Source organism: Brevibacillus sp. SYP-B805 (assembly GCF_011059135.1).
In the GTDB taxonomy this organism is placed as follows: domain Bacteria; phylum Bacillota; class Bacilli; order Brevibacillales; family Brevibacillaceae; genus Brevibacillus_F.
This window is the reverse complement of record NZ_JAALGD010000008.1, coordinates 21,830-36,575: the sequence shown is the minus strand read 5'-3', so window position 1 is coordinate 36,575 and position 14,746 is coordinate 21,830. Positions and strand designations below refer to the sequence as shown.

Annotated in this window: 13 protein-coding genes and 1 pseudogene; 7 read left to right on the top strand and 7 right to left on the bottom strand. The window is 53.6% G+C overall.

Annotation, left to right across the window (positions count from 1 at the left end):
* Positions 1-46: 46 nt before the first annotated feature.
* The 4 genes and pseudogenes from G3578_RS11305 to G3578_RS11290 form a co-directional block, all read right to left on the bottom strand.
* Positions 47-2,107, bottom strand: a complete 2,061-nt coding sequence (locus G3578_RS11305) for a thioredoxin domain-containing protein (protein ID WP_165212707.1) — start codon at positions 2,105-2,107, stop codon at positions 47-49.
* A gap of 258 nt (positions 2,108-2,365) precedes the next feature.
* Positions 2,366-2,779, bottom strand: a complete 414-nt coding sequence (gene mazF / locus G3578_RS11300) for an endoribonuclease MazF (protein WP_165212705.1) — start codon at positions 2,777-2,779, stop codon at positions 2,366-2,368.
* Positions 2,773-3,003, bottom strand: coding sequence for an AbrB/MazE/SpoVT family DNA-binding domain-containing protein (locus G3578_RS11295; RefSeq protein ID WP_165212703.1), 231 nt, complete (start codon positions 3,001-3,003; stop codon positions 2,773-2,775). Before G3578_RS11295 ends, mazF begins: the two co-directional genes overlap by 7 nt.
* An 89-nt stretch (positions 3,004-3,092) precedes the next feature.
* A pseudogene (locus tag G3578_RS11290) lies at positions 3,093-3,260 on the bottom strand (DUF255 domain-containing protein); the annotation flags it as partial.
* Between the two features lie 129 nt (positions 3,261-3,389).
* Between G3578_RS11290 and G3578_RS11285 the strand changes: the two are divergent.
* The 5 genes from G3578_RS11285 to G3578_RS11260 all read left to right on the top strand — a co-directional run bounded on the left by G3578_RS11285 (position 3,390) and on the right by G3578_RS11260 (position 7,184).
* Complete coding sequence (locus G3578_RS11285; protein WP_165212699.1) at positions 3,390-3,875, top strand: MerR family transcriptional regulator; 486 nt, start codon at positions 3,390-3,392, stop codon at positions 3,873-3,875.
* Positions 3,876-3,894: 19 nt separating this feature from the next.
* Positions 3,895-4,335: an SRPBCC family protein gene (locus tag G3578_RS11280; protein ID WP_165212697.1), complete on the top strand. Its 441-nt coding sequence runs from the start codon at positions 3,895-3,897 to the stop codon at positions 4,333-4,335.
* A 17-nt stretch (positions 4,336-4,352) separates the two neighbouring features.
* The gene (locus G3578_RS11275; protein ID WP_346774001.1) at positions 4,353-5,891 is read left to right on the top strand and encodes an MFS transporter; all 1,539 of its coding nucleotides are present in this window, start codon (positions 4,353-4,355) and stop codon (positions 5,889-5,891) included.
* A gap of 324 nt (positions 5,892-6,215) precedes the next feature.
* Positions 6,216-6,554: an ArsR/SmtB family transcription factor gene (locus tag G3578_RS11265; protein WP_165212691.1), complete on the top strand. Its 339-nt coding sequence runs from the start codon at positions 6,216-6,218 to the stop codon at positions 6,552-6,554.
* A gap of 84 nt (positions 6,555-6,638) precedes the next feature.
* Complete coding sequence (locus tag G3578_RS11260) at positions 6,639-7,184, top strand: SRPBCC family protein (RefSeq protein WP_165212689.1); 546 nt, start codon at positions 6,639-6,641, stop codon at positions 7,182-7,184.
* A 107-nt stretch (positions 7,185-7,291) separates the two neighbouring features.
* Here G3578_RS11260 and G3578_RS11255 read toward each other — a convergent pair whose 3' ends face one another.
* On the bottom strand, positions 7,292-8,287 hold the full coding sequence (locus tag G3578_RS11255) for an aldo/keto reductase (RefSeq protein WP_206529636.1): 996 nt from the start codon (positions 8,285-8,287) through the stop codon (positions 7,292-7,294).
* A 114-nt stretch (positions 8,288-8,401) separates the two neighbouring features.
* Here G3578_RS11255 and pdxR point away from each other — a divergent pair, with 114 nt between their 5' ends.
* Together pdxR and G3578_RS11245 are read left to right on the top strand one after the other, a co-directional pair.
* Positions 8,402-9,829: a MocR-like pyridoxine biosynthesis transcription factor PdxR gene (gene pdxR / locus G3578_RS11250; RefSeq protein WP_165212685.1), complete on the top strand. Its 1,428-nt coding sequence runs from the start codon at positions 8,402-8,404 to the stop codon at positions 9,827-9,829.
* Positions 9,830-9,937: 108 nt separating this feature from the next.
* The gene (locus G3578_RS11245; protein WP_165212683.1) at positions 9,938-11,869 is read left to right on the top strand and encodes a sigma-54-dependent Fis family transcriptional regulator; all 1,932 of its coding nucleotides are present in this window, start codon (positions 9,938-9,940) and stop codon (positions 11,867-11,869) included.
* A 59-nt stretch (positions 11,870-11,928) separates the two neighbouring features.
* Here the strand turns inward: G3578_RS11245 and G3578_RS11240 are convergent, their stop codons facing one another.
* Together G3578_RS11240 and G3578_RS11235 are read right to left on the bottom strand one after the other, a co-directional pair.
* Entirely contained in the window at positions 11,929-12,435 is a 507-nt protein-coding gene (locus G3578_RS11240) for an acetone carboxylase subunit gamma (protein WP_165212681.1), read from the bottom strand.
* A gap of 27 nt (positions 12,436-12,462) precedes the next feature.
* Positions 12,463-14,742 carry a hydantoinase B/oxoprolinase family protein gene (locus tag G3578_RS11235; RefSeq protein WP_165212679.1) on the bottom strand — a complete coding sequence of 760 codons (2,280 nt, stop codon included), beginning with the start codon at positions 14,740-14,742 and terminating at the stop codon, positions 12,463-12,465.
* Positions 14,743-14,746: the final 4 nt, after the last annotated feature.

Genomic DNA, 14,746 nt, shown 5'->3' with positions numbered 1-14,746 from the left:
GTTGGTCTCCCCGCCGCTGGATCGCTTCGGTCGGCAGATGTCTTCCCTACCGAAGCATCTCCGCCAGCCCCTCCAGATCGGTCACGGGCGCTTGGCAGGCAAAATTTTCACAAACATAGACCGTTGGCATTCCTTCCCGCATCCCTTTATCCCTGGCGATGTCCGACACTTCCGGCAATGGACTGTCAGGCTCGTGCAGCAGGACAAAGGTGAACGGCTGGTACCCGTTCGTGACCTGGGCCAGGAACGCTTGGGTGCGCTCATCGTCACGCGGCCCGGCCACGACGACCTGACGCACCGGGGAGGAGGCAAGCTGGATAGCCTGCAGGGAAAAGCTGTACCCGGGCGGATAATGCCGGATGCCGCCGGCGAACGCCTCCAGCAGTTGCTCTGCTTTCTCCCGCAGATCCGTGCGCCCGGTCAACTGGTACAGCCGCAGGAAATTATAAGCGGATACGCCGTTGCCGGACGGCGTCGCCCCGTCATAGATCTCTTTGGGACGAGCGATCAATCGTTCCCCGTCGCTGCCGTAGAAGAACAGCCCGCCGTCCTGCTCATCCCAGAAGAGACGCAGGAGATCGTCATTCAGCTCCAGCGCCTGCCGGAGATACGGCTCCTCGTATGTCGTGTCATACAGTTCCGTCAGCCCCCAGATCAGAAACGCATAATCGTCCACGTAGCCAAGGTAGGCCGCCTCCCCGTCTCGGTAGCGGGCCAGGAGCCTTCCGTCCGGATTTCGCAGCTTGTTCATGACAAACTGAACGGCACGACGCGCTGCCTCTGTATAGGCAGGCTCTCCAAGCACCCTCCCGCCTTTGGCGAGAGCGGCGATCATCAAACCGTTCCAGGCGGTCAGGATTTTGTCATCTTTGCCGGGGTGAATCCGTTTTTCCCGATGGTGGAAGAGCTTTTCCCTGGCTCCCTGCAGGAGAGCACGGACTTGCTCCGGCTCTTTCCCGATACGGGCCGCAAAGCGTTCCAGCGGAGTATTGATCAGATTGGGGATGCTGTGTCCTTCAAAATTGCCCTGGGGGGTTATATCATAGGCCTGGCAGAAGAGCTCGCCAACTTCTTCCCCCAGCACCTCCCGGATTTCTTCCGGGGTCCAGACATAAAACTTGCCTTCTTCACCCTCCGAATCGGCATCTTCCGCGGAATAGAAGCCCCCTTCCGGATCGGTCATATCCCGCAGGACGTAGGTGAAAATCTCGCGTGCCACCGCTGCGTAGCGGCTGTTCCCTGTCGCCTGGAAGGCTTCCAGGTAGGTATAGGCAAGGAGGGCGTTGTCGTACAGCATTTTTTCAAAGTGCGGGACGAGCCATTCACGGTCGACGGAATAACGGGCGAAACCGTAGCCGATATGGTCGTAAATTCCTCCCCGATGCATGGAATCCAGCGTTTTTTCCACCATCGCGAGCGCATGCTGCTCTCCGGTCAGATGCCAATGGCGCAGGAGGAAGAGCAGATTGTGCGGCGTGGGGAACTTGGGGGCGTCACCAAACCCGCCGTATTCCGGATCAAACAGGCGCACATAGTGCTGATAAGCCTGCGTCAACATTTCCGGATGAATCGTTCCCTTGTCCGTCCGGGACATGTGCGGGGCCAAGGTACGATGGATGTGGTCCACCCGATTCTCGATCCGGGCCCGATCCTGCGTCCAGATGGCGGAGAGGGTGCGCAGGATATCCATCAGCCCGGTGCGCCCCCATTTGGTCTCCTTGGGGAAATACGTCCCGGCAAAAAACGGCTTTTTCTCGGGGGTCATCACCACGGTCAGCGGCCAGCCCCCGTGTCCGGTCATCGCCTGGCAGACAGTCATGTAGATATGGTCCACGTCCGGACGCTCTTCTCTATCAACCTTGATGGAAATGAAATGTTCGTTCAACAGCGCGGCAACCTCTTCGTCCTCGAATGATTCGTGCTCCATGACGTGGCACCAGTGGCAGGTGGAGTAGCCTATAGATAGAAAAATCGGCTTGTTTTCGCGCTTCGCTTTTTCAAACGCCTCGTCAGACCAAGGGAACCAGTCTACGGGGTTGTAAGCGTGCTGCAGAAGGTAGGGGGATTTTTCATTAGCTAAACGGTTGGGTTTATGCTTTGTTGTCAAGGGGCATAGCCTCCTAGTTTCATTGGATATTTTTGTTATTTCAAGCTTAGCATATCCTGCGACCAAAAGAAAAACCCACGCCTATAAGACATGAGTTGTTAGTATCATGTGCGGGGTCCTTGATCTCCTTGTTTCCGGCATCAGTTCACGTTTTAACGATTTGTAGAAGCTCTCCATTACGGCATTGTCATACGGCTCTCCCCAAGCGGTTCCGATTTGGTAATATCTTAACCAGGGATGCCTAAGAGATTACTCAAATCAATTGGGAGCTTGTTCCATAAGTGATTGATCATAATAACCGTATTTTAATACAACATTTATGAACCTTGTTATCATAAGATTAAAATTTGAATTTTTGAAAACAACCTCGGCAATGGTCTCCTCTGGTACCTTGCTGATAAAGGAGGCTTGTCGGGACTGCCAATCGAGGCTCTTCACTTGATCGGAAAGAATTGCTCCTTCGATTGGTAAATTCTGTGGGATGATTACCTCGAACGGATAACCTTTAATCTTGGAGGTTACCGGACAGAGTAATGATAACCCAACTTTCCCATTGTATGATGCGGGAGTTATAACTAACGCAGGTCTCTTGCCGGCCTGTTCATGTCCCGATTGCGTTGTAAACTGCAGCCATATCAGATCGCCACGCTCTGGAATATAACGTCCTACCATGACTCACGGCCTTTCGGTTTACCAGTAGAAACCACATCATGAAGGTTTTCGGGAGTTATCTGAGATAACAGCTCATCTAACGATTTTGATTTTGGCTTGATAACAAGGTTACCATCTTCAATATCCAGATCAATTTCGGTGCCCTCTTCCAGACCAACTTTTAAAGCTATGGCCTTTGGGATTCGAATGCCCAGACTGTTCCCCCATTTTTGAACCTGTAACATTCTGTGCCCCCTATAAAATGAATTGTATACACAAAGTAAATACAAAATATAGAACAATGTCAAATTGTTCTAATTACTATCTGCCATCAATGGCAAGTGGAATAGCCGATGCTTAGGAAGATGGGTTTGTCTTCACGCTTTGCTTTTTCGAACGCCTCCTCCGACCAAGGGAACCAGTCCACCGGATTATAGGCGTGCTGTAATAGGTACGATGACTTTTCCTTGGCTAAGCGGTTGGGTTTGCTGTTCGTTGTCAAAGGGCACCGCATCCTTGTCTGCTGGATATTTTTGTTATGTTATTGTAAAAAAAGCTTGAGCGTGACGTGACGTAATGGTTTATAGTGGAAATACCGGTAGAAAGCTGGCGACAAAGGAAGGAGATGATTATGCCACATGAGTGGAAAGTGGGAGATCTGGCGAAGATAACCGGTTTGACGATACGCACGTTGCGTTATTACGACCAGATTGGATTGTTTTCGCCTTCCGGTCGAACAGAAGCCGGGTATCGATTATACACCGACCAGGATCTCACACGCCTGCAACAAATCTTGTCATTGAAAGAGTTGGGGTTGTCCCTCGAGCAGATCAAATCCATCTTGACCGGGAGCACAATCAGCCTGTACGATATCGTCTCCATGCAAGTGGAACGGCTGCGTGAGAACATCAGGAACCAGCAGAAGCTTTTGCTTGAACTGGAACATACCGTAAACCTCATGCAGGAAAACAAACCATTGACCGTTGAACACTTCACCAGGTTGATGCAAGTGATGCGGATGAATCACGAGAAATATTTCGACGAGCGAAAATCAAGTTGGAATGCTTATCTTGACCAGCTTGGCGCCTATCTCGACAAGAAATTGCCGAAAACCTGAGCAAGGAGGTCTTGTTCAAATGAAGGAACCGTCTGCAAAGCACGCCACCTTTGTGATCGAAAAATTTTACAAGGCATCGCCGGATCAAGTCTTTTCCGCTTGGGCCAATCCTGAAACCAAGTCCATGTGGTTCCCCAAAGCGGAAACATTCGAGTTTCGGATCGGCGGGCGCGAGATCAATCGGGGAGGCCCCCCAGGTGGCCCTCTTTACACCTTCGATGCCTGCTATCAGGACATTGTGCCGAATTCCCGCATCGTTTACACCTACACCATGGATATGTACGATACCCGCATCTCCGTTTCCGTGACGACGGTGGAATTCAAGCAGGAAGACGGTGGAACGAAGCTGATTTTTACCGAACAAGGCGTATTCCTGGACGGCCATGACACCCCCGAACAGCGCGAGCATGGAACGAAGGAGCTGTTGGACAAGCTCGGCGATGTGATCAGCCGCCTATGAAGCAGGCTGAGAATTTGGTGAACCGGAAGGCCGGGATACGCACATGGATCGGTCTTGCCGTATTGGCTTTGCCGGCACTGCTCATCTCGATTGATGTGTCCGTCATGATCCTCGCCTTGCCACATATCGGGGCCGATCTTGGCGCAAACGGCGTAGAGCAGTTGTGGATCATGGACATCTACGGTTTTACGCTTTCCGGGTTCCTCATCACGATGGGAACATTGGGCGATCGCATCGGTCGCCGCATGCTGTTGATGCTGGGAGGAGCCGGGTTTTGCCTGGCTTCGGTCGCAGCCGCATTCTCCCCAAGTCCCGAAATGCTGATCGCTGCCCGCGCCGTGCTCGGTATCGCCGGAGCGACAGTGGCGCCTTCCACCTTAGCCTTGATCAGCTACATGTTTCATGACCACAAGGAACGCTCTCTGGCCTTCGGTATCTGGATGGCATGCTCGATGGGCGGCATGGCGCTGGGGCCCGTTGTAGGCGGGGCGATGCTGGCGCATTATTGGTGGGGTTCGATCTTCTTGCTCGGCGTACCGGTCATGGTGCTGCTGTTGATTACCGCGCCTGCTTTGCTTCCGGAATACAAAATGCCCGAAGCCGGCACGTTGGACGCGGCAAGCATCGTCCTGTCACTGGCTGCCATCCTGTCCTTTATTTACGGGCTCAAGAAGATTGCTGTTGATGGACCGCAACCGGTGCCGCTCTGCTCCGTAACGGCCGGTGTCGCCTTGGGCTTGATCTTTGTGCGCAGGCAGCGCCGATTGCACGATCCGCTGATCGACTTGCGTCTGTTCAACAACCCGGCGTTCAGCGCCGCACTGGGCGGTATGTTTGGCATCACCCTGACAGGAGCCGTCATGCTCTATGTTGCGCAGCACCTTCAGCTCGTCCAAGGGATGTCGCCGATCCAAGCCGCATTATGGATGCTGCCGTCTGTGATCGCATCCATGTCGGGCATGCTGCTCTCGCCGCTCATCGCGCGCCGCATTCGTCCGGCGCTGCTGATCGGATGCGGTCTGGCTGTCTCGGCAACGGGATGTTTCTTGCTGTCGGAAGTCGATACAAAAACAGGGCTCGCTTCGCTGGTCATCGGCTATATCTTGTTCAACATGGGAGCATCCCCGCTGGTGAGTCTTTCCGGCGATCTCGTAGTTGGTTCGGCCCCGCCGGAGAAAGCGGGAGCGGCAGCGGCCCTGCTGCAGACCAGCGGAGAATTCGCCTTCGCCCTCGGCATCGCCGCTCTGGGCAGTCTCGGTACATTCGTTTACCATAACCACATCGCCGCATCCATTCCGCCCGACATGCCGAAGTTGGCCGTGCTGACAACACAAGATAGTTTGGCCGGTGTCATCGCCGTGGCGGAAAAATTGCCTGGCAACTTGAGCGCCAAGTTGTTGGAATTTGCGTACGAGGCCTTTATCGATGGCATGCATGCGGTCGCCATGGCAAGCGGTGTCATCATGTGCAGCGTCGCCGCGCTCATCTTGGTGAGACTCCGGCATATCCAGCCCATCGGGCAGATCAGTCCAAAAGAGTCGAAGCAGCAGCATTAAAAGCCTTTACCCCAGATCACTCCTCTTCCGCAAAAAGGCGCCAAGATCAACCCCCTCGTCCCGACTTCGCAAATGCGTAATATCTTCTACGTTTGTAGACACGACACCAGTGACATGTGGTGTGGAACAGCCGGTGCTCAAAACACCGGCTTATTTTTTTTGCCCGGCTGAAAGCTTCTTCTCCCCACGGTACCAATCTACGGGATGAGGCGTGTAGACCACCCACCCTCCTGTGGTAATTTTAAATCATCCATATATTCCTTGACAGATATATTCCGATTACGGTATATTGTAAGCATGAAAAACACGGGAGTAGATCGACCAATGAATGTAACGACTTTCAGCGCTCTTGCCGAACCAAATCGGTTAGATATCGTTGAACTTTTGCGAGACGGTCCCCTGTCAGTCGGAGAGATCGCAGATCGGCTTCAGCTGGGCCAGCCGCAAACTTCCAAGCATCTCCGCGTTCTCAGTGATGCCGGCCTTGTCGAAGTGCAGCCGGTGGCGAACAAGCGAATTTATAAACTGCGCACCCAACCGCTTCAGGAACTGGACGATTGGCTGGAAACGTTTCGCCGCATCTGGGAGGAAAAATTGGATAATCTGGAGGGATATTTGCATCAATTGCAAAAACAGGATCATCATAATGCTGGAAAGAAATAGTCCTGCCAAACGGAGTCTCGGCCGGCCTGCCATCTTCTGGGGCCTGCTTTGATTCAATAAAACGCTTATGATTGGAGGATGGACATGGCTGAAACCAACGTTCCAAACAGCATGGATACACAGGAAAATTACGCATTTGAGTACACGCGGGAGTTCAACGCGCCGCGCGAGCTCGTCTTCAAGGTCTGGTCGGAAGTTGATCATCTCAAGAACTGGTGGGGACCGAAAGGGTTCGAGTGGGGAACTGCCCATCTTGATTTTCGTCCGGGCGGAGTGTTCCATTACAGCATGCGTTCGCCTGAAGGCCTCGAGATGTGGGGCAAGTTTGAGTATCGGGAAATCGAGGCGCCGGAGAAGATTGTATTTGTCAATTCGTTCTCCGATCCGGAAGGCAACAAGATCCGTGCTCCGTTTAGCCCAACGTTCCCATTGGAAGTCCTGAATATCCTGACTTTCACTGAAAATGAAGGAAAAACGACTCTAACCCTTCGCGGCGCCCCCATCAACGCATCTGAGGAAGAACGCAGTACGTATAAGGGAATGGTTGAATCTCTGAAGCAGGGATTCAATGGAACATTCGATCAGCTCTCAGACTACTTGGCGAACATTCGACCGGGTACCCAGGGATAACAACCCCAAAATCACTGAAAAGGAGCCGAATTATGGCTCCTTTTCAATGGCTGCATTCTATATATCCCGAAACCTCGTCCGCTATTACCGTCACCCCGAACCGGCATCTATCCGGCAACAGAGCCTCTTCTCAGAATCACGTCGATTTCCTGCATCTGCTCCGGGGCGAGCGGCCCGAATTCCATCGCCTTCGCCGCTTCCTCCACCTGTTTGACGGTTTTTAATCCAGGGATCGGAATCGTCATTCCGCTTCTGCCCCAAATCCAGGCAAGGGCGCCCTGCACTAGACTGCGATTCTCGGAAGTCAATATGTCCCGCACCGCATCGAGGGCATCCAAATATTCCGCTTTCGGCTTGCCGTCCTTGAAATAAATAACCCATTTGTGGCTGCTGCCCCGAACGTCATCGGATGAGATCTGAGTCGCCTTGTTGAATTTGCCGCTCAACAGTCCCATGGCGAGAGGGGCGTTGTTTATGCTGCTTAGCTGGTATCGTTCGCACAAATCGATCATAGCTGAATCATCGATCAGCACGTTTAAACCATGCTGGATGGAAACGGCGGAAGATCGCTTGGCGAAAGCTTCAGCTCCCTCCGTATTGCTTGTGCTCCATCCGTAAGCGCGAATCCACCCTTTCTGTTTCAATTCTTCCAGCGACTCGATCACAGAGTCGAGCTGCTCCCACGGAATGTCCCCGGGGTGAATCTGGTACAAGTCGATATAATCGGTCGCGAGCCGCTTGAGAGAAGCTTCGCAAGCCGTACGGATATAATCCGGAGACAGATCCACCTTCGTGTACACGTTGCGGCTCGCCGCGTCATAGGTGAACCCGAATTTGGTCGCAATGACCGCTTCATGCCGGCGTCCCTTCAAGGCTCGCCCGATCACCTCTTCGCTGTGCCCGGTGCCGTATACATCCGCCGTGTCGAAGAAATTGATGCCCAGTTCCAAAGCCCGTTGGATCGCACGGATCGATTCGTTGTCATCTACCTCTCCCCAACCGTCTGGCAACCCGTCCAGCCAAAACGGCCCGCCAATCGCCCAGCAGCCGAATCCGAGCGGACTCACTTCGATTTCCGATTTTCCTAGCCTTTTCTTTTGCATCTGATCCTTCCTCCCCTTCCTCATTGGAATTGAACCCATTATAATGAGAAAAATTGGTTCTTTTTAGAGCCAATCTTCATAAAATTTGAGGAGCCATTTGATTGGGAGGCTGCCATGTTCGGTATTTATCTTGATCGATCGTCGGAGATATCGGTAACGGCCCAACTTTGCAGCCAAATCCGGCAGAAAATCGAGAAAGGCGAGCTGGTTAAGGGAACGCGCCTTCCTTCCACAAGGAAGCTGGCACAGGAATTCGGCATTGCGCGTAACGTTGCGATCGACGCTTATGAGCAATTGATCGCGGAGGGGTATTTAATCGGCCGTACCGGTTCCGGCACTTTTGTTGCCGAAGGGATCATTGCAATGGCTTCCGACATGCACGGTGAAGCGGAGCCGGCGGACATGGCCGGACAACAGCATCGGTCCGATCCGCCCGACCAGGAAGGAATAATTCATTTCTTGACAGGGACGCCTGATTTGCGGAGCTTTCCCCGCAAAGTGTGGGCCAAGTATCTGAAAAACGCGGCGGAAGATTCGCCTGGCGTTCTTTATGATTACGGAGATATACGCGGAGAAGAAGAACTGCGATCGGAAATCTCGGTGTATCTGCATCGAACGAGGGGAATGCGCTGCTCGGCGGGACAGATCATGATCGTGTCCGGCTCCTCGGAAGGGCTTGCATTGATCGCCAAGGCGCTGCGGCCTGATTATTCATCCATTTACCTGGAGAATCCAACGATTGAAATTACACAACATATATTCAGGCAGACGGAGTATCGGATCACACCGGTGGAAGTTGACGAGTCGGGAATGAAACTGCACGAAATCGCACATTTTCAGGATGGCCACTTGATGCTGCTTACCCCCTCTCATCACTTTCCAAGCGGCAGCATTTTGTCGATCCAACGGCGGCAGCATGCGGTCAGGCTCGCCGAGAAGGCCGATTCCTATATCATTGAAGACGATTATGACGGCGATTTTCGCTTGAAAGGCGTACCCATCCCCCCTCTTTATACCCTCAATCCCGATAGGGTTATCTATGTTGGGACATTCAGCAAGACGCTTGCTCCCGGACTGCGCATCGGCTTCCTGGTCCTTCCCCGCCGCTTGGTTAGTCGATTTGCGAGTGTAAAAGAGGAACTGAATATCCGCTCCCCCTCCATCCCGCAAATCGCCCTTGCCCGGTTTATCCGGGACGGACGGTTGGATCGCCACATCCATAAAATGAAAACCATCTACCGCAATCGGCGCAACGTGTTGATCGAAGCTGTGAAACGGCATTTTGGCGATCGCGCTGTCATTCGGGGCGATGAAGCGGGGATGCATGTTCTTGTAGAATTTCCACAGGGTCCGTTTGACGTAGATTGGCAGCGGTCCATTGCGTACGGAGTCAAAATTCATTGCGTCGAAGAATATTCTCTTGTAAAAGGGAGCCATTCCCATCAAATCCTGCTTGGCTACGGAAATATTCGAGAGGAAGAGATAGAGACGGGAATCGAGAGGCTGAGCCGGTTTGTGCACGATTGGAAGCTGCGGAACTGAACGATGCGCATTTGAAAACAAAGATGTTGAAATTGTTTGAATTTTGTTATAATATTCTGTATAATGAAGACCATTTTTTTATTTTAGATTGCTTTTGGGGGGATAGTTATGGCCAATCCTTATATAGCTATTCACTCAATCAGCAACATTCGTGAAGAAATGGAGAAGCTGGAGGAGAATTGGAACCTCTTTGTTTTCGAAAAGCGCGAACCGCAAAGCATGAGGATGCAGGTATACCAGTCATGGAAGCGCTGTCAAACGAAAGGCGTCAACCCTCTCCAAAAGCAATCCCCCATCGTACTCACAGACGAACAATTGGTTGAATGGGTCAATCAATCCCAACTCTCCCAGGTTTCCCTGCCCATCCTGCAAGATTTGGCCCGTCAAATCGAAGATACCCACTACATCATCACCCTGTGCGACAACAAAGGCAGAATCATTCACGTGCAAGGCGAACAGAAGATTTTGCAGAAAGCGGAGCTGATGAATTTTGTGCCCGGCTCTGACTGGAGCGAAGAGACGGCCGGCACCAATGCGATCGGGACGTGTATCGCAGCCAAACAGCCGATCCAGATTTTTTCCTATGAGCATTTTTGCGAAGGCGCCCATCCCTGGATCTGTTCGGCCGCCCCGATTGAAGATCCGCTCACCGGCCAATTGTTAGGGGTGATTGACTTAACCGGTCCCTGCGATCTTGCCCAACCCCATTCCCTGGGAACGGCGGTGATGACGGCCAAAACGATCGAACAGCGGTTTCGTGAAGCTGCCATGGAAACGCGCCATTATTTGCAGGCCTGTTTCCTGCAGGCTACGGACAAACGCAACCATGCCCCCATTCTCATGCTGGACGAAGCTTTACAAGCGGTTGCCGCGACACCTAACGCCTTGTCTCTGTTGCAATTGGAAGACAAGCGGGCGTTTTGGGCACGCTCCGAGCTGTCTCCCCTGAAGTCTACCCTGTTCAGCCTCAACGACCCGCAAGCGGAAGTTTTTCTGCCGGAACGGCAGTTGACCGTTTCAATTGAGAGCGTTTTCAAGGGGAGCAAGAGGGTCGGCTTCCTCCTGCATTTCCACAAATCGCCGCAATTTCGTCCCTCCACTCCGCTTCCTGCAAATCATTGGGCGGACATCATCGGCCAATCCAAGGCGCTGCACAGCGTCGTGTTGAAGAGTCAAATCGTCGCCCCCACCGATGTTCCGGTTTTAATCACGGGAGAAAGCGGCACCGGCAAAGAACGGTTCGCCCGCGCGATCCACCTTGCCAGTCCGCGTCATCGGGCGCCATTTCTCGCGATTAACTGCGGAGCCGTTCCGAAAGAGCTGATCGCCAGCGAATTATTTGGATACGAGACCGGCACCTTTACCGGCGGCAGTCCGAAAGGCAAAACGGGAAAATTTGAAGAAGCGGATACCGGGACCCTCTTTCTCGATGAAATCGGGGAAATGCCGCTTGATTTGCAGGTGTTTCTGCTGCGCGTTTTGCAGGAGAAAGAGATCGTCCGCCTCGGATCGTCCAAAGCGATTCCTGTCAATGTGCGCATTATCGCCGCCACCAACCAAAACCTGGAACAGCTCGTCAAGGAAGGAAAATTCCGCTCCGATCTGTACTACCGGCTGAATGTGGTGCAGCTGGCGCTTCCTCCCCTGCGGGAACGCGGCGACGATGTGCTGCTGCTCTGCGACCACTTGATTCAAAAATTCGCCAAAAAGCATGGCAAGCGGGTGATCGCCGCAGAGGATGACGTGCTGTCGTTCCTTCGCGCATACCCGTGGCCGGGAAATATCCGGGAGCTGGAGAACGCGATCGAGCATGCGGTTCTGTTTACCGACAGGGAACGCATCCACATGTCGGATTTGCCCGGCTATTTGTTGATGACGAGCGTGGGAAACCCGTCCACCTCTCCGCTGGAACAGGAAGAGAAAAAGCTGCTTAACCAACTATACCGGGAGACGAACGGAAACCTGTCGGAAATCGCGAGGCGCTGCAACATCGCCCGCACGACTCTGTACAGAAAGTTAAAAAAATACAACATGTTGTAATCGTTTCACGCAAAAAGCGATGACCTTCGACAAGATCATCGCTTTTTGCCTGTTTGGCGCTATCCCACCTTCGGCTGCGGCACGGGACGGCCGAGCCATTCTAGATAAAACGCGTCGATATCGGGCTCGAATTCCTTGATCACCGGGTACCAGGGCGTTACGTTTTCCACCTCCAGCTGCACACCGCATGACGGGCAGTAGTATTCCCGAATCACCTGCCACTGCGGGTCCGGAGCCAGCAGTTTGGGATACAGTTCCTCCAGTTTCTCTTCCGTATCACGGACGTAAATCAGGGCATGCAGCTTCCAGTTGTCCCGATAGTCGCAGAATTCGTGTCCGCAATCGCACTTCACGATGCGGTCGCCATTTTCTTTCAGCACGATGTACAGGTGCAGGCCGGCCGGGAGGAGAATCCGCTCCTTCCACGCCACCCGTTCCTGCAGGATGCCGAGATAGGTGTCAAACCGCTCGGGATCTTTAAAACTGGAGAGCATCTCCTTCAGTTTGAAAAAATCGATGGTGCCGTCGATCAGTTCCTCAATCGTTTTTTTGTCGTACTTGGGCATGGTTCGACCTCCTTGCCTGTCAAGCCGTTATTGGAGTTGATTGCGGGCCCCGAATACCGGGATGCCCAATTCGCTTTCCTTGATGATCCACTCTTCCGGCAGGTCCCAGAATTGTTTGAAATGGTTGGTAAATTTCTCGCTCAAGGCGAAACTGCTGGCGTACATGTGACGAACCTGAATGGCCGCCTGTTTGTTCAAAATCTTCTCCCTCTCCTGCTTCATCCATTCGCGCGTGGGTTTGCCCCGCTTGATCCGCTCTTGTCTGATTTCGGCCCGGCGCTGTTCCGTCTTCGCCTCATCCACCACCCAGCGGCCTTTTTGGTCCTGAGCGATGACGGCGCCATATACTTTTTCCGCATAAGCGGGCAGCAGGTGGCCTTCGTTGAGATCCGTTTCGATCGCTTTCGGATTCCGCTCGAGCGGGTCGCCAAAGCCGGGGCCTCCGCGCAGGTAATTCAGATACAAGTCGTAATTTTCAAAAATCTCTTCCGTTGTGATCGCCTGTTTGTCGCGCTTAATCTCTCTCGCTTTGATCAGCTTTTCATACTGCGGGTTGCCGGGGTCCGGATCGCCCCCCAACGGCAGCGGCAGTTTCTTGTCGATCAGTTCCTTGATGTTGGTCCCATGGGCTTCGAACCGATACCCGGATGCGGCGGGATATCCTCCCATCAGGCCGCAGTCGCTGGTCATGTAGCCATTGCCCATGAAGAACATGGTCCAGTCTTTGGCACCCCAAACCATCCGCAACGTTTCATACCCGTTGCCTCCCCGGTATTTTCCGTATCCGCCAGTATTCGGCTTGATCGTCCGTCCGAGGTACAAGAGCGGTTCGGCCAGCTCCCAGATCTCCATATCCCCCATGTCGCCTTCGGGATTCCATACGGCCGCAGCATGATCGATGCCGTCCTTGACAGCGCTTGCCCCGACACCTTCGGCAGCCGATTCGAAACTGTTGACCGCGTGGTTTTCATGAAACTGGTTGTACCCGCCGCCCTGCAGCCAGTTGCTGGTGTTCGCATTCCCCGCGTTCACCTCTTCCAGATAGCCGCGGGCAAAATAGGTTCGGCTGAGCGACCGCCACAGCGGGCTCCATGCGGATACGAGGAAATGCCAGGCGTAGCTGTGAGCGGTGCGGATATCGTCAGGATTCAGCCAGGAACCGTAGGGCAGTCCAAACCGGCTCGCGTAATAGGCGCCGTCGTTCACCCGGTCGTTCGGGATCAAGGTTTGGGAAAGCATCACCCAGATCCCGCTGGTAATCGAGACCGGCGTCGCGTTATAGCTGTGCCAGCCCCAGCGGTTGACCCCTTCAAAGTCGATCTCCAATTTGCCATCCTTGTGAATCGTCATCTCGGACGGGGCGTGCATGATGGTGTTGACCCGGGCATAGGGCGGCACGTCGAGATTTTTATAGGGAACGTCAACGAACGAAACGCCCCGGTATGTGCCGGGAATGGTCATCGATTTCACCTGGTTGATGAACCCCCGGCGGCCATCTTCGATCACTTCCCGGATAAACTGTTTATACGTGTCAATGCCTTCCTCTTCGATGATCTGCAGCACCAGGTCGCGGATCATGTGGCAGCCGGCGACGCGGGTCCGTTCATCCAGCAGCCAGTACTTGGTGGTGCGGACGGAACGCTGGCTTTCAATCAGCCAATCCCGCAGCAGCGTGTCGTTTTTGCCGATTTTGCGGCAGGCCACCTGATAGCCGTCATCGTAGCGCGTCACGGGACCGACCGTCATGCTGCCGGGAGCGGTGGCTCCGACATCGATCACGTGGGTGACGCCGCCTACCCAGCCGACCAGTTCATCCCCCCAGAATATCGGCACAATCGTGTGCACGTCGCACGGGTGGACGTTGCCGATCTGGCAGTCGTTGTTGCAGAAGATATCGCCCGGTTCAATTCCCGGATTCTCTTCGTAATCGTTTCTGATCATGTACTTGATCGCGGCCCCCATCGTTCCCACGTGGATGATGATGCCCGTGGAGGTCACAATGGAATCCGCTTCCGGCGTGTACAGGGTAAAACACAGTTCCCCTTCCTGCTCGACGATGGGGGAAGCGGCCACCCGCTTCGCCGTCTCGCGGGCATGAACCACGCCGCCACGCAGTTTCGCAAATATTTTTTCGTACCGGATCGGGTCCGATTCCTTGAAGGGCAGTTCGTACAACCCGGCGTAATGACCGGTTTCACGGCTCAGCCGGTCGATTTCTTCCCTCATTTGTTTGAGCGTTTTTCCCTGAAATCCGATCGGACGGCGGGCTTTGCTTTGAACGGCCCATTCACTTTGCACATTTGCCACTTCC